The sequence below is a fragment of the Actinokineospora spheciospongiae genome, assembly GCF_000564855.1.
Classification (GTDB): domain Bacteria; phylum Actinomycetota; class Actinomycetes; order Mycobacteriales; family Pseudonocardiaceae; genus Actinokineospora; species Actinokineospora spheciospongiae.
In genome coordinates, this window is record NZ_AYXG01000081.1 from 53491 (window position 1) to 67782 (window position 14292).

Annotated in this window: 15 protein-coding genes; 8 read left to right on the forward strand and 7 right to left on the reverse strand. The window is 73.7% G+C overall.

Translation table 11 applies throughout. From position 1 onward, the window contains the following. The first annotated feature begins 42 nt into the window (after window positions 1-42). From UO65_RS11425 to UO65_RS11445, 5 genes are read left to right on the forward strand one after another with little or no spacing between them, the layout of a single operon-like run. Window positions 43-1260, forward strand: a complete 1218-nt coding sequence (locus UO65_RS11425; RefSeq protein WP_052021030.1) for an MFS transporter — start codon at window positions 43-45, stop codon at window positions 1258-1260. After that, entirely contained in the window at window positions 1257-1724 is a 468-nt protein-coding gene (locus UO65_RS11430) for a (2Fe-2S)-binding protein (protein WP_035281553.1), read from the forward strand. The genes UO65_RS11425 and UO65_RS11430 overlap by 4 nt, the downstream gene beginning before the upstream one ends. Next, window positions 1717-2706, forward strand: coding sequence for an FAD binding domain-containing protein (locus tag UO65_RS11435; RefSeq protein ID WP_035281554.1), 990 nt, complete (start codon window positions 1717-1719; stop codon window positions 2704-2706). The genes UO65_RS11430 and UO65_RS11435 overlap by 8 nt, the downstream gene beginning before the upstream one ends. Next, window positions 2703-4856, forward strand: coding sequence for a xanthine dehydrogenase family protein molybdopterin-binding subunit (locus tag UO65_RS11440; protein ID WP_035281555.1), 2154 nt, complete (start codon window positions 2703-2705; stop codon window positions 4854-4856). Before UO65_RS11435 ends, UO65_RS11440 begins: the two co-directional genes overlap by 4 nt. Then, window positions 4853-5371 carry a hypothetical protein gene (locus tag UO65_RS11445; protein ID WP_035281556.1) on the forward strand — a complete coding sequence of 173 codons (519 nt, stop codon included), beginning with the start codon at window positions 4853-4855 and terminating at the stop codon, window positions 5369-5371. The genes UO65_RS11440 and UO65_RS11445 overlap by 4 nt, the downstream gene beginning before the upstream one ends. Here UO65_RS11445 and UO65_RS11450 read toward each other — a convergent pair. The 4 genes from UO65_RS11450 to UO65_RS11465 form a co-directional block, all read right to left on the reverse strand. Next, window positions 5328-6449, reverse strand: coding sequence for an MAB_1171c family putative transporter (locus tag UO65_RS11450; protein WP_035281558.1), 1122 nt, complete (start codon window positions 6447-6449; stop codon window positions 5328-5330). The two genes, UO65_RS11445 and UO65_RS11450, sit on opposite strands and share 44 nt — an antisense overlap. After that, window positions 6446-6997, reverse strand: a complete 552-nt coding sequence (locus UO65_RS11455) for a hypothetical protein (protein ID WP_035281559.1) — start codon at window positions 6995-6997, stop codon at window positions 6446-6448. The genes UO65_RS11450 and UO65_RS11455 overlap by 4 nt, the downstream gene beginning before the upstream one ends. A 234-nt stretch (window positions 6998-7231) precedes the next feature. Next, the gene (locus UO65_RS11460) at window positions 7232-8230 is read right to left on the reverse strand and encodes a zinc-dependent alcohol dehydrogenase family protein (RefSeq protein WP_233427537.1); all 999 of its coding nucleotides are present in this window, start codon (window positions 8228-8230) and stop codon (window positions 7232-7234) included. After that, complete coding sequence (locus tag UO65_RS11465) at window positions 8227-8679, reverse strand: ester cyclase (protein ID WP_052021031.1); 453 nt, start codon at window positions 8677-8679, stop codon at window positions 8227-8229. The genes UO65_RS11460 and UO65_RS11465 overlap by 4 nt, the downstream gene beginning before the upstream one ends. Before the next feature lie 95 nt (window positions 8680-8774). Here UO65_RS11465 and UO65_RS11470 point away from each other — a divergent pair, with 95 nt between their 5' ends. Beyond that, window positions 8775-9371 (forward strand): TetR family transcriptional regulator, encoded by a 597-nt coding sequence (locus UO65_RS11470; RefSeq protein ID WP_035281561.1) that lies wholly within the window; start codon window positions 8775-8777, stop codon window positions 9369-9371. Window positions 9372-9545: 174 nt separating this feature from the next. Then, window positions 9546-10841, forward strand: coding sequence for an MFS transporter (locus UO65_RS11475; RefSeq protein WP_035281563.1), 1296 nt, complete (start codon window positions 9546-9548; stop codon window positions 10839-10841). 85 nt (window positions 10842-10926) lie between these two features. Here UO65_RS11475 and UO65_RS11480 read toward each other — a convergent pair whose 3' ends face one another. After that, entirely contained in the window at window positions 10927-11343 is a 417-nt protein-coding gene (locus UO65_RS11480) for a MarR family winged helix-turn-helix transcriptional regulator (protein ID WP_233427538.1), read from the reverse strand. Window positions 11344-11453: 110 nt separating this feature from the next. Here UO65_RS11480 and UO65_RS11485 point away from each other — a divergent pair, with 110 nt between their 5' ends. After that, window positions 11454-11819, forward strand: a complete 366-nt coding sequence (locus UO65_RS11485) for a VOC family protein (RefSeq protein ID WP_035281568.1) — start codon at window positions 11454-11456, stop codon at window positions 11817-11819. A 2-nt stretch (window positions 11820-11821) separates the two neighbouring features. Here the strand turns inward: UO65_RS11485 and UO65_RS11490 are convergent, their stop codons facing one another. Together UO65_RS11490 and glmS are read right to left on the reverse strand one after the other, a co-directional pair. Further along, a complete protein-coding gene (locus UO65_RS11490; protein ID WP_052021032.1) occupies window positions 11822-12502 on the reverse strand; it encodes an HAD family hydrolase in 681 nt (226 codons plus the stop codon). Next, window positions 12499-14292 (reverse strand): glutamine--fructose-6-phosphate transaminase (isomerizing), encoded by a 1794-nt coding sequence (glmS, locus tag UO65_RS11495; protein WP_035281569.1) that lies wholly within the window; start codon window positions 14290-14292, stop codon window positions 12499-12501. The genes UO65_RS11490 and glmS overlap by 4 nt, the downstream gene beginning before the upstream one ends.

The following is a 14292-nucleotide window of genomic DNA, read 5'->3' on the forward strand; positions in this document are numbered from 1 at the left end:
CTATTTGCTAGCGTAGTTATACCCAGGCCCCAGGAGGTTACCGTGAGCACACCCCAGACGACCCGCGATCCGAGCACCGCGGCCGGGCCGGACGCACCGAAGAGCTCCCCGCTGCCGCTGGCCGTCGCGTTCCTGACGCTGCTCGCGATCGGCACCGACCTGTTCGTGGTCTCCCCGCTGCTGCCCGCGATCGCGGGCGAGTACGGCGTGTCGATCGGCGCGGCGGGCACGTCGGTCACCGCGTTCTCCCTGGCCTACATGGTCGGCGCGCCGCTGGGCGGCACCCTGGCCGACCGGGTCGGCAGGCGCGGTGTGCTGGTCATCGGCCTGACCGGCTTCGCGCTGGCCAACATCCTCACCGGTCTGCCGCTCGGCTTCGGCCCGCTGCTGGTCGCGCGGGTGATCGCGGGCCTGTTCGCCGCGGGGGTGACGCCGTCGCTGCTGGCCCTGGTCGGGCAGTCGGCCCCGCCCGCGCGGCGCGGGTTCTGGATGTCCACCGCGATGGCGGGCTTCCTGATCTCGCTGACCACCGGCGCCCCGACCGGCACCGCGGTCGCCGCGGTCCTCGGCTGGGAGTCGGCCTTCTTCGGCATCGGGATCCTGGCGCTGGTGCTGGCCGTGGTGAACCGCTTCATCTGGCCGCGCGGCGCGGGCGCGGTCGCCCCGCAGGCGGGGGCGGGCCGGGTGCCGCTGGCCACCAAGCTCCGGGCGGTCTCGGTCACCGGCATCTGGGCGTTCGCGGTCTACTCGTTCTACACCTACCTCGGCAGCGGTCTGGAGGACGTCGCCGGGCTCAGCACCGGTGTCATCGCGACCGCGCTGATCGTCTACGGCCTCGGCGCGGTCGCGGGCAGCCTCAGCGGCGGCAGGTTGGCCGACCGCTACGGCGCGGGCCGGGTCGCCGTCACCAGCCTACTGCTGCTCGCCGTCGCCCTGGTCGTGGTCGACCTGCTGGTGCACGCGCCCGCCTGGCTGCTGCTGGTGTCCCTCGGCCTGTTCGCGCTGACCGCCTACCCGTGCCTGCCCGCCTACCAGTCCAGGCTGGTGGCGACCTTCCCCACCGAGAGCGGCTCGGTGTTGGCCTGGAACAGCTTCTTCATGTACCTCGGCACGTCGGTCGGGTCCGCGGTCGGCGGCGCCCTGCTCAGCTCGGCCGGATTCCGCTGGATCCCGGTCGTGGGCGCGATCGCGGCGGTCATCGGCGCCGTGGTCTACCACCGCTGGTCGCTGCCGAGGCAGAAGGTGGGGGAGACCGCGTGATCCCACTGGTCCTGCGGGTCAACGGCCGCGAGCACCGCATCGAGGTGGAGGCCAGGGTGACCCTCCTCGACGCCCTGCGCGACGTGCTGCACCTGACCGGCACCAAGAAGGGCTGTGATCGCGGGGAGTGCGGTGCCTGCACGGTCCACGTCGACGGCGAGCGGATCAACTCGTGCCTGGCGCTGGCGGTCATGCAGGAGGGCAGGGAGGTGACCACCGTGGAGGGTGTCGGCACGGTCGGGGCGCCGCACCCGGTCCAGGCGGCCTTCGTCGCCCGCGACGCGCTGCAGTGCGGCTACTGCACCCCGGGGCAGGTCATGTCGGCGATCGCGTGCGTCCGGGAGGGCCACACCGGCAGCGACGACGAGATCCGGGAGTGGATGAGCGGCAACCTCTGCCGGTGCGCGGCCTACGAGCAGATCGTGGCCGCCGTCCGGGACGCGGCGGAGGCGCACCGTGCGTGACTTCGACTACGTCCGGGCCACCGGGTCCGACCACGCGATCGAGGCCCTGGCCGCCCGGCCGGGCGCGCGACCGGTCGCGGGCGGCACGGACCTGCTCACCCTCCTCAAGGACGGGATCGAGGCCCCCGAGGCGCTCGTCGACATCACCGGCACCGGGCTCGGCGCGGTGGAGCACGGCCCGGACGGCCTGACCCTGGGCGCGCTCGCCACCCTGAGCCGGGTCGCCGCGGACCCCGCGGTGCGCGCGAGCCACCCGCTGCTGGTGCAGGCGGTGGAGTCCGCCGCGTCCCCGCAGCTGCGGAACATGGCCACCATCGGCGGGAACCTCCTGCAGCGCACCAGGTGCCCGTACTTCCGGGCCGAGACCGCGCTGCCGTGCAACCGCCGCACCCCGGGGTCCGGCTGCTCCGCCGTCGACGGCGAGCACCGCGCCGCGGCGATCTTCGGCTGGACCGGGCACTGCGTGGCCACCCACCCCTCCGACCCGGCGGTCGCGCTGTCCGCCGCGGACGCCCGGGTGCGGGTGCGCTCGGCGGGCGGCGAGCGCACCCTGGCGCTCGACGAGCTGCTGCGGCTGCCCGGCGACACCCCCGACCGGGAGACGGCGCTGGACCACGCGGAACTGATCACCGCCGTCGAGGTGCCCGCGCTGCCCGCCGGGAGCCGGTCCTGCTACCTCAAGGTCCGCGAGCGGGCCTCCTACGAGTTCGCGCTCGTCTCCTGCGCGGTGGTGCTGGGGGTCGACGGGCGCAAGCGCATCAGCCAGGCGCGGATCGCGCTGGGCGGGGTGGCCGCCCGCCCGTGGCGGCTGGTCGAGGCGGAACGCGCGCTGGTCGGGGTCGAGCTGACCGCCGTCCCGGTGCGCGCCGCCGTCGAGCGGTCCTTCGCGGCGGCGGAGGCGTTGCCGGGCAACGCGTTCAAGGTCGAGGTCGGCATCCGCACGGCGGTCCGCGCCGTGCTCACGGCGGGGGGCGCGCGGTGACCGGGGCGCGGCCGCGCGTCGACGGCCCGGCCAAGGTCACCGGCGCCGCCCGCTACGCGGCGGAGTGGCGGGCCGCGGACCTGCGGCACGCCGCCCTGGTGACGTCCCCCGTGCCCGCGGCGACCATCACGGCCGTCGACACCTCAGCGGCCGAACGCGTCCCCGGAGTGGTGGCGGTGTTCACCCACCACAACGCGCCCCGCTTGCGGCCACCCGTCGGCGCCCCCTACGGCGGGCGGCTTCCGTTGCAGGACAACCGCGTGCACTACGAGGGCGAACCGGTCGCGGTGGTCGTGGCCGAACGCCTCGAACAGGCGCGCGAAGCCGTCGGGCTGGTGCGGTTGGACTACGCGCCACTGTCCGCCGAGACCGACTTCCGCGCGGTCGCCGACACCGCCGTCCCCACCCCGCCCGCCCGGTGGGGACCGGCCGACACGACCGTCGGGGACCTGGCGGCGGGGATCGCCGAGGCCGACGTGGTGCTCCGCGCGGAGTACTCGACCGCGGCGCGGCACCACAGCCCGATCGAGACCTCCGCGACCCAGGCCGAGTGGCGCGACGGGGTGTTGACGCTGCGCGACGCCACCCAGGGCGTGTTCAACGTGCACGCGGTCGTCTCCTCCGCCCTCGACCTGCCCGCGGACCGGGTCCGGGTGCTCGCGGAGTACACCGGTGGCGGTTTCGGCAGCAAGGGGTACGTCTGGCCGCACCAGGTCATCGCGGCGATGCTCGCCAGAGAACTGGGCGGCGCGCTGCGGCTGGTGCTCACCAGGGCGCAGAGCTTCACCTCGCACGGCTACCAGCCGCCGACCCGCCAGCGGCTCGTCTTGGCGGCGACCGCCGAGGGCAGGTTCACCGCGATCCGGCACGACTCGCTCAGCCCCACCTCGACCTACGGCGAGTACGTCGAGATGACCGCCAACGGCAGCCGGGTCGCCTACGCCTGCCCGGCCATCACCACCACCCACCGGGTCGCGCCGGTGGCCACCGTCCTGCCCACCCCGATGCGGGCCCCACACGAGGGTCCGGGCATGTTCGCACTGGAGGTGGCCGTCGACGAGGTGGCCTGCGAACTCGGGATCGACCCGCTGGAGCTGCGGCTGCGCAACCACGCCGAGGTCGACCCGACGAGCGGGAAACCGTTCTCCACCAAGGGACTGCTCGCCTGCTACGCCGAGGGCGCGCGCCGCTTCGGCTGGGCGGACCGCCCGCGGGCGACCGGCTCGCTGCGCGAGGGCGACCAGCTCATCGGCTGGGGCATGGCCACCGCGGTCATGGCGACCATGCGGTTCCCCGCCGCCGCCCGCGCCCGCCTGCACGCCGACGGCCGGGTGGTGGTCGAGGCGGGCTGCCAGGAGATCGGCACCGGCACCTACACGATCATGCCGCAGCTCGCGGCCGAGGTGCTGGGCTGCCCGCCGGAGCAGGTGGTGCTGCGGCTCGGCGACACGGCGCTGCCGCGGACCGGGATGACCGCCGGGTCCTCGACCACGCTCAGCGTCGGCTCGGCCGTCACCGCCGCCGCCGAGGCGCTCGCCGCCCGGCTCGCGCTGCTGGCCACCGGCGACCCGACCGCGGCGGTCCGGCTGGACGGGATCGAGCTGACGGTCAAGAACGGCGCGGTCGAGGTCTTCCGGCTCGACGAGCTGTTCGCCCGGCTCGGTGTCGACTCCGTCGCCGCCGGGGGTTCCTGGGAGCCGCGGGAGAACCAGCGCTCCATGCACACCTTCGGCGCGGTCTTCGCCGAGGTCGCGGTGGACGTCGACCTGCCGGTGCCCCGGGTGCGCAGGCTGGTGGCCGTCTACAGCGCGGGTCGCATCGTCAACCCGCTCACCGCGCGCGGCCAGATGACCGGCGGCCTGGTGTGGGGCATCGGGCAGGCCCTGCTGGAGAAGTCCACCACCGACCACCGCCTCGGCCGGTTCGTGGACAAGAACCTCGCGGGCTACCGGCTGCCGGTGAACGCCGACGTGCCCGACCTCGACGTCGCCTTCGTCGAGGAGTACGACCCGCACGCGAGCGGCATCGGCGCCCGGGGGATCGGCGAGCTCGGCTCGGTCGGGGTGGCCCCGGCCATCGCCAACGCCGTGCACCACGCCACCGGCAAGCGCGTGCGGTCGCTGCCGATCGCGCTGGAGGACCTGCTGTGACCGGCATCCGGCCGTCGTCGGCGGTGGCCGCGGTGGTCCTCACCGCGGCCTGTTCCGGCACACCCGCCCCACCGCCGTCGTTCCCCGCCGTGGAGTCGCGGGTGGACGCCCTGATCGCGCGGGTGCGCGCCGAGGACGGTTTCACCGTCGACCCGCGCAGCGGGCGGGAACCCACCACCGGCTACGTGGTCGGTTCCGCCCGGGACGCGCGGGTCGTGCCCGCCGCGGACCTGTTCGGCGGCGGTGGCCGGGAGCTGCTGCTCGGCTACCTGCGGGACAACGCCGGGCACTTCACCGCCGACCCCGCGGTCGACCTGGGCGCCTGGTACGACCGCCGGGGCGCGCGGGTGGTGTTCAGCCTGGTCTCGGTGGTGGCCGACCGGGACAGCGCGCTCCGGTTGGGCGTGCGCAACAACCAGCGCCTGGTCTACGACGTGGTGGGCAGGGCGGAGCTGCCCACCGGGGTGGGGGTCACCCCGACGACCGCTGGTACAGCACGAAGCGATGGGTCATAGCCGTGAGCCACTCGACCTCCCCCGCCAGGTCTGTGCGCTCGGACCCGCCGTCCTGGGCCACGCGCAGCTGCGCGGCGGCGATGGCGGCGGGCAGGCCGTCCCCCGAGACCGCCTCGTCGCCGACCAGCTGCGCCGTCGCGGAGTCGACCTCCGCCCGGAAGGCCCGGCGGGCGTCCTGGATCTCCACCACCCGCCGGTGCAGCCAGAAATCCATGTCGCGCACCCGGAGCAGGTCGCGCAGCCGCGACTTCGGCGGGTCGAGCGACACCTCGGGCACCGCGTCGTACAGCGCCTTCCACAGCGGGTACAGGACGACGTGCGCCCGGTAGGCCCCGAACCACTCCCCCAGCTGCGTCAGCCGCGGCCCGACCGTCGGCACCGCCCAGCCGATCAGCGCCAGCGCGGAGCCGACGTCACCGCACAGCCACGCCGTCGGTTCCAGGAAGCGCAGGTCACCGCCGAGCTGGCCCGCGGTGATGTCGGCGACCCGGATCGCGCCGTAGACCAGGATCACGCACGCGCCGACCGTAGTGATCACCATGCCGGTCCGCAGCCACGAGCGGTCGGCGATGCGGGCGAACCGCGCGCAGTTGCGCGCCACGTCGACCTGCCCGGCGATGCAGGCCACCGCGTAGATGACCAGGTAAGGCGCCTGGGACAGCTGGTGGGTGTACTCCACGTAGAAGTCGTCGAACTTCTGCACCCTCGGGATGAACAGGAAGAAGGTGGTGACGAACGCCAAGACCATGCCACCGGCGAGCAGCGCCCGGACGGTGCCCTGCCGCCTGGCCCGTTCGGCCGGGTAGGTCCAGTGCGCCATCAGCACCTGCTGGGCGCCGGTCAGCCCGAGCACGCACACCGCGGAGACCATGCCCGCGCTGTTGGGCACCCCGGTCGTCCGGTCGATGAGGACGTAGACCGGGGGCAGCAGCACGAGGTAGCCGAGCGCGGAGAAGCCGACGTAGACGCAGAACGCGCTGTTGGCCACGTCGCGCGGGTTCCGCACCAGCGCACCGGTGCGCAGGACCAGGAAAGCCGCACCGATGAGCAGGCAGATCAGGTGCAGCGTGGTGGTCAAACCCCACCCCCGGCGGGCGCGAACGACCGTTCCAGCCGGGCCAGCACGGCCGCGGGGCCCGAGCCCGCGGGGCCGCGGCGCGCTGAGAACGACCGGATGCGCAGCAGGATCAGCGAGGCCATCACCTCGGCCTCGAGTTCGTGGTCGTCGGAGTACTCGGCGCGGGCGAGCATGTCGCGGACCAGGAGCGGGTCCAGGTCGGGGAACAGCAACCGGGAGGTCTCGTCGTCGACAGGCCCGGTGCTGCGGTGCCCGCAGACGATGTGCGCGAGTTCGTGGGCGATGATGTGTTCCTGGTGCGGCACAGTCGTACCGGCCTCGTAGACGATGAGGTCGGTGCCCGCCACGGCGAGCCAGAGCCCGGAGCACGGCGAGGCGGCCAGCGCCATCGGCACCAGCTGGATGGGCCTGCCGGTGCGTCTGCTCAGGGCCTCGATGAGCGCCGCGATGCTGTCGACCTCGGGCAAGTCGAGCGCGGAGAGCCGCGCCTGGCAATCACGCAGGAACCTGGTGACCCTGGCGCGGGAAGTGGGTGCGGTGGGTGTCATCGGTGCTGTGTGCTCCTCGGTGCGGAGGCATGCCTACAGGCCGGTGGGCAAGCGAACCCGGTGTCATACCGCTGAAGGGCGAGGTCGCACCCCCCGGGAACGGGCGGCGCGGAAAACTCCCCAGTCGACCGTCGCGCAGTTCGTCGGTTTGTCACATCCACCCGATGCTGCCGTATCACCCTCGTGTTGACAACACGAATACGCGCACCCCGTTGTGCGCCGTCCAGGTGAGGCTCAGCCCACCTCCACCACGATCTTCCCGACCTGCCGGTTCGACTCCAGGTAGTGGTGCGCGGCGACGATGTCGTCGAGGGCGAAGGTGCGGTCGATGGTGGGGCGCAGCCACCCTCGCACCAGCCCCTCGTTCACGAAGCGCACACCGCGGCGGCGGCGCTCGGCGTCCCTGGTCAGCTCGAACACGGTGTAACCGCGCAGCGCCAGGCCTTTCGCCACCGCGACCCGCGGGAAGGGGGTCTCCTGGCCGCTGAGGCTGCCGTAGACCACGACCACGCCACCGGGGGCGGTGGCCGCCGCCAGGTCGGCGACCCCGGGGCCTGCCACCGGGTCGAACACCAGGCGCACACCCGCCCCGCCGGAGTGGCGCAGCAGCGCCCCGGTCGTCTCCTCCTCCTCGGTGACGACCACCTCGGCCGCGCCCGCCGCGCGCAGCGCCGCCGCCTTCCCCGCAGTACGCGTGACGGCCACCGGGACGGCGCCGAGGTGCAGGCAGAGCTGGATCGCGGCCAGCCCGACGCTGCTCGACGCGGCGGTGATCGCCACGACGTCCCCCGCGCCGACGCGGGCGGTGTCGACCAGCGCGCCGTACGCGGTCAGGTAGGGCATCCACACCGCGGCGCCGCGGGCCATGTCGACACCGCCCGGCAGCGGCACCAGCGAGTCCACCGGCACGACCGCGCGGTCGGCGTAGACGCCGTAGTCGTTCATCGAGAACGTCGGCAGCACGCTCACCTCGGCACCGGGGGCGAACCCGGTCACCCCGGCGCCGACCGCCTCGACCGTGCCCGCCGCCTCGGCTCCCAGGCGGGCGGGCAGCGACCGGGGCTGCTCCAGGTAGCGCCCGGAGCGGAAGCTCGCCTCCGCCCGGTTGAGCCCGATCGCCGCGACCCGCACCAGGACCTCACCGGCACCGGGCGCCCCGGGGTCACCCTGCTCGACCCGCAGCACGTCCGGACCGCCCACCTCGTGGAACCGCACCACCCTGCCCACGGTCATCCCACCTGCGCCGGGTCGGTGAAGTCGCGGTGGCCCAACTGGCGCATCACGTCGACGAAGTCGAACAGCGCGGTGCGCTCGACCACCTGCTCGCCGCGGAACCGGTCGATGCCCACGGCGGTGAAGTCCGCCCGCCTGCCGCTGGGGGGCAGCCCGCGGAAGTCACCCAGTTGGGTGCCGATCACCCGGACCCGGGTGATCACCACGTCCCCCTCGCAGACCTGCTCCTGCACGCTGTCGACGACGTCCGGGAACGCCGCGCGGAAGTCGCGGACCCAGGTGCGGACCCCGTCCGGGCCGTGCAGGTCGAACTGCGGCCAGTGGAAGTCCGGCGCGAAGATCTCGTCCGCGAGGTGCAACTCGTTGTGCGTGATGACCTGCTCGAACAGCTGCGCGATCCGTGCCTTGCGAGCCGCGGGCGACGTACCGGGCGCGATCTGGGCGGTCATGTCCACTCCCCCATCTCCAACTGATCCGTTGGAATTAGGCTAGGCAGGGTCGCGGTTCGACGTCAACGGCCGCGCCCGGAGGAGGGTGGTCGCCGATGGCCTGGAACACCGCCGAGACGCGGCGCAGGCTGCGCGCCGCGGCGACCGCCGAGTTCGCCGCCCACGGTCCACACGGGACGACCATGGACCGCATCGCCCGGCGGGCCGGGATCAACAAGGAGCGGCTGTACTCCTACTTCGGCGGCAAGGACGCGCTGTTCGCGACGGTACTCGGCGAGGAGTTGGCCGCGGTGGCCGCGACCGTGCCGCTGGCCTCCCTCGGCGAGCAGGACATCGGCGAGTTCGCCGGGGCCGTCTTCGACCACCACGCCGCCAACCCGACCCTGGTCCGGCTGCTGCACTGGGAGGGCCTGGCCTACTCCGGGCCGGTCCCGGACGAGTCGGCGCGCACCGGGTTCTACCTGGCCAAGGTCGAGGCGTTCGAGGCGGCGCGGCGCCGCGGCGCGCTCGCCGGGTCGCCGGATGCGGCGCACCTGGTGTTCCTGGTGCTGTCCCTGGCGGCCTGGTGGTTCGCGGTGCCCCAGGTCGCGCGGATGCTGACCGGCGCGGACGCCGACGACCCCGGCGAACTCGCGCACAGGCGCGCCGCGGTGGTCGAGGCCGCGCGGAGGCTGGCCGGTCCGCACGAGTGAGGGTTGACCCTGATGACGGCGGGCCGCCCACGCCCTAGCGTCGGGGAACACCGGCCGGATTCAGGAGGACGGACCCGTGCGAGGACCCGCCGCAGGACCACTCGACCCGTTTCCCCCCAACGGACGACGCACCCGGGCCACCGCGGTCGGTCGACAGCGGCGCGCGGTCTCGTGGTGACCGGACGGGCCCGGCAGGCGCCGGGGGCGGGCGGGGAGGTCCCCGGCGGCACGCGGCTCAACCGCAGGCACCGGCTGGTGTTCGCGGTGTGCGTGGCGGGGGCGTTCTTCGACTCGATGGACCTGCAGGTCATGGCCTTGGTGTCCCCGGTGCTGCTGCGCGAGTGGGCGCTCACCCCGAGGGCGGTCGGCATGCTCGCGGCCGCGGCGATGCTGGGCATGCTGGTGGGCTCGCTGGTGTTCGGCCGGGTGGCCGACCGGATCGGGCGGCGACCCGCTTTCCTGGTCACCGTCGCGGTCTTCGCCGGGTTCGGCGCCCTGTGCGCGGCGGCGCAGGGCCCGGCGCAGTTGACCGTGCTGCGGTTCTGCGTCGGGGTCGGCATGGGCGGGTTCATCCCGGTCGACACCGCGATGCTGCACGAGTTCCTGCCCGAGGGCGCGCGGGCCCGACTGCTCGCGCTGTGGGCACTGGCGTTCCCGGTCGGGGCACTGGCGGCGACCGCCCTGGTGCGCTCGGTGCTGCCCGCGACCGGCTGGCGGGGCGCGTTCCTGCTCTGCGCGCTGCCCGCGGTGCTGCTGTTCCCCCTGCGGCGGCTGGTCCCGGAGACCCCCGCTTTCCTGCTCTCGCAGGGCAGGATCGCCGAGGCGGAGCGGTCGTTGGGCTGGATCTCCCTCGGCGCAACGGTCAGAGTGGACCCGCCCGCCCCCCGGTCGCGCCCCACCCTGCTGTCCGCGCAGCACCGCTCGACGACCGCGCTGACCGGCCTGCTCTGGTTCACCTGGAGCTTCGCCTACTTCGGCGTGATCCTGTGGCTGCCGACGCTGCTGGTGCTCGCCGGGATGCCGCTGGCGCAGGTCTTCGCCTACACCCTCGGCTTCCAGTTGGCGGCGATCCTCGGCCGGGTGGCGATGCTGCCGGTGATCCGGGTGGTCGGGCTGCCCGCGGTCGTCGTGGGCACCGGGATCGGCGCGGCGACCCTGGTGCTCTGGTTCGGCGCGCTGCCCGCCGCCGGGCTGCTGGTGGTCGCGGGCTACGGGTTGTCGTTCTGCCAGGAGGGCGGCTTCAGCGGCATCGTGCCGTTCACCCCGCGGCTGTACCCGGTCGAGCTGCGTTCCGGCGGAGTCGGCGCGGCGAACGCGGCAGGCCGGGTGGCGAGCCTGCTCGCGCCCCTGCTGGTCGGCGTGCTGACGGCGGCAGGGCAGCGCTACGTGGCCTTCGTCGTGTTCGGGCTTTGCTTCCTGGCGGCCGGGGTCACAGCCCTGGCGCTGCGCGGGCACCGCGGTCCGGCCTGAACAGCGCGGCGGCCGGTCACCCGGACTCGATCCGGCCCAGCGGGGACGCGCTCGGCGCGAGGACCCCAGCGGTCGCCGAAAAAGCTCACTCGTCGAACGCGGCCGACAGGCGATCGAGGTCGGCCAGCAGGCCGGGGAGGCGTTCCGCCGGAACGGCATCCGCCAACCGCTGGTCGATGGCGTAGACAACTCCCCGAGCCGCAGCGAGGCGTCGGCGCCCCTCCTCGGTCAGGTGGGCGGGCAGCGCGCGGCCGTGCTCGGTGGTGGCGGGCCGGGTGATGAGGCCGCCGTCCTGGAGGCCGCGCAGCACCACGTTCATGGACTGCCGGGTGACGAAGGTGCCCCGGGCCAGTTCGGCGTTGGACAGTCCGGGCTGCTGATCCAGGAGTTCCAGGCAGGCGTACTGCGGCACGGTGAGGCCGTGCTCGCGCAGCCCTCGGTCCATGGCACCCCGCAACGCGGCGGCGGCGCGCTTGAGGCGGTAGCCCAAACGCTGAGTCACATCAAGAGCAGACGGCAGATCCGGCATGTCAGGAGTTTGACATGGCGGAACGGTCAGGTCTACCGTTCGCTATGTCAGCATCCTGACATGCCGGATCACCGAGGAGAACCATGACCGTCACCGGACCCGATTTCATCGCCCTCCAGGTGCGCGACGTGGAGGCGGCGGCCCGCTTCTTCGAGCAGCACCTCGGCCTGCGCCGGGCTCCGGCGTCCCCGCCGGGAGCGGTGGTGTTCGCCACCGAGCCGGTTCCGTTCGCCGTCCGCGCGCCCCTGCCCGGGGTGGACCTCGACTCCGTCGAGCGGCCCGGCCTCGGGGTCGCCCTGTGGTTCGGCACCAGCGACGCCCAGCAGTTGCACGACCGGCTCGCCGCCGCCGGGGTCGGCATCGTCGCCGAACCCACGGACAGCCCGTTCGGCCGGATGTTCACCTTCACCGGTCCGGAGGGCTACACCATCACCGCGCACGGCGGCTGAACTCAGGCCCGCCGGGTGCCGATGTGGTCCAGGCTGGGCACGCACGTCTCGAACAGCGTGGTGAGCCAGCCGCCGGTCAGGTGCTCCCCCACCCCGATCACCCGCATCCCCGCCGCCTTGGCCGAGCGGGCGCCGACGACCGTGTCCTCCACGGCGATCGCGTCGGCCGGGTGGGCGCCGAGGTGGCGCAGCGCGGTGCGGTAGGGCTCCGGGTCCGGTTTGCCCGCCGTGACGTCGTCCGCGCTCACCAGGATGTTCGGGTCCCCGACGCCCAGGGAGTGCAGGCGGCGGGTCACGACCGCCCGCGCCCCGGAGGTGACGACAGCCGTCGCGTGCCGGGGGATGCTGCGGTACAGCTCCACGGCCCCGGGCATCGGTGGGGTTTCCCCGGCCAGCTCGTATTCGATCCGCTGGATTTCGCGGGCCTCGGCCTCGGCGTCGAGGTGTGGGGCGGCGATGCGGACGAACTCCACGTCGGTCAGGGAGCGGGAGGCCTCCGCCAGGTCGCGCAGGTCCACCTGCCGGTCCTGCGCCCAGCGGGTGATGGCGCGGGTGATGTGGTCGTGGGAGTCGGCGAGGACGCCGTCGAGGTCGAAGCAGATGGCGCGGCACTCCAGCGTGAGCGCGCCGATGCCGAGGCGGATGGTGGTGGCCAGGTCGGGGGTTCGCAGGTCGCTGTTCATTCCACTGTCACGCTCTTCGCCAGGTTTCGGGGGCGGTCGACGTCGCGGTCGAGGATGGTCGCGGTGTGGTAGGCGAAGACCTGGAGGGCCACGCCCATCACGATGTGGTCGAGCAGGGGGTGCACGGCGGGCAGCCGGACGGTGGGGGCGTCGAACTCGTAGTCCTGGTGCTGGGAGAACACCACCACCGCGCCGCCCCTGGCCTGGATCTGGCCGATGAGGGTGGCGCTCTGCTGCCCGCCGGCGTCGTTGGCGGCGACCACCACGGAGACGTGGTCGGGGTCGACCAGCGCCAGCGGGCCGTGCTTGAGTTCGGAGGCCTGGTACGCCTCGGCGTGGATGTAGGAGATTTCCTTGATCTTCTGCGCGCCTTCGCGGGCCACCGGCCAGGACGGGCCGCGACCGAGGTAGTACATGCTCCGGAAGGCGTGCACGGACTCGGCGAGCGCGCGGATCTCGGCGTCCTGGCCCGCCAGCAGGTCGGCGAGGATCGTCGGCAGGATGGGCAGCGCCAGGTCCAGTTCCAGCAGGGCCGCCGACTTCGAGCCGTAGTCGGCGCGGGCGAGCCACGACGCCAGGGCCAGCCCGGCGATCTGCATGTTCGTGACCACCTTGGTCGAGGCCACCGACACCTCCGCGCCCGCGTACAGCGGGATCGAGGCGTCGCTCTCCCGGTCCAGGCTCGACCCGCGCACGTTCACGATCGACAGCACCTGCACCGGGTGCCGCCGCAGGAACCGGTGGGCGTGCAGGGTGTCCAGGGTTTCCCCGGACTGGCTGATGAGCACGTACAGGCAGTCCGGTTCGACGACCGGGTCGCGCTGGGTGAACTCCGCCGCCGGTTCGGCGGTCGCGGGGATGCGGGCCAGGTTCTCCACGAACGAGGCGGCGACCTGGCCCGCGTAGTACGACGACCCGCACCCGAGGAAGCACACCCGCTTGACCGCCGACCGGTCCAGGGCGCTGCCCCAGTCCGCCGCCGAACCCTCGGCCACCGGGGAGAACAGCGCCCCGATGGCGGCCCGGCTGGTCTGCGGCTGCTCGTTGATCTCCTTGAGCAGGAAGTTCGGGTACGACCCCTTGTCGGTCCAGGTGGTCCCCGGGGTCAGCGCCTCCCAGGTCCGGCCCGCCGGGACGGCGGCGGTGACGGCCACGACCTCGCCGTCGAGGACCGGGGAGCAGTGGGTGCACCCGCTGCTCAGCGCGGCCCGGTCGGAGGCGACGTGGACCGCGCGGCCGTCGGTGCCGATCAGCAGCGGGCTGCCGGAGGCCGCCGCGATCAGCGTGCCGGGGCGGTCGGCGGTGATCACCAGCACCGCGTAGTCGCCGTCGACGCGGGCGAGGGTCAGCCGGACCGCCTCCAGCGCGTCGACCCCCTGGGCGCGGTGCCAGGCGATGAGGTGGACCAGGACCTCGCTGTCGGTGTCGGAGGTGGTCGCCATGCCCCGGTCGGTGAGTTCACCGCGCAGCCGGGCCACGTTGCGGACCGTTCCGTTGTGGACGAGGGCGGTGGTCCCGTCGTGGCTCAGGTGCGGGTGGGCGTTGCGGGTGGAGGGTGCGCCGTGGGTGGCCCACCGGGTGTGCGCGATGCCCGAGCGGCGCTCGCCCCCGGGCGAGCCCAGCGCCGCCAGCGCGGCCACCGAGCCCACGGACTTGCGGACCTCGATGCCGTCCGGGGCGTGGGTGGCGATCCCCGCCGAGTCGTACCCCCGGTACTCCAGGCGTGCGAGGGCGTCGACCAGCGCCCGTCCGGCGTCGTCGGTTCCGGTGATCCCTGCTATTCCGCACAT

Excerpts from the sequence above, each read along its gene's own strand:
- UO65_RS11455 (WP_035281559.1), bottom strand. The coding sequence starts at position 6,997 with ATGACACCCACCGCACCCACTTCCCGCGCCAGGGTCACCAGGTTCCTG.
- UO65_RS11460 (WP_233427537.1), bottom strand. The coding sequence starts at position 8,230 with ATGACCGTGGGCAGGGTGGTGCGGTTCCACGAGGTGGGCGGTCCGGAC.
- UO65_RS11465 (WP_052021031.1), bottom strand. The coding sequence starts at position 8,679 with ATGACCGCCCAGATCGCGCCCGGTACGTCGCCCGCGGCTCGCAAGGCA.
- UO65_RS11470 (WP_035281561.1), top strand. The coding sequence starts at position 8,775 with ATGGCCTGGAACACCGCCGAGACGCGGCGCAGGCTGCGCGCCGCGGCG.
- UO65_RS11485 (WP_035281568.1), top strand. The coding sequence starts at position 11,454 with ATGACCGTCACCGGACCCGATTTCATCGCCCTCCAGGTGCGCGACGTG.
- UO65_RS11490 (WP_052021032.1), bottom strand. The coding sequence starts at position 12,502 with ATGAACAGCGACCTGCGAACCCCCGACCTGGCCACCACCATCCGCCTC.
- glmS (WP_035281569.1), bottom strand. The coding sequence starts at position 14,292 with ATGTGCGGAATAGCAGGGATCACCGGAACCGACGACGCCGGACGGGCG.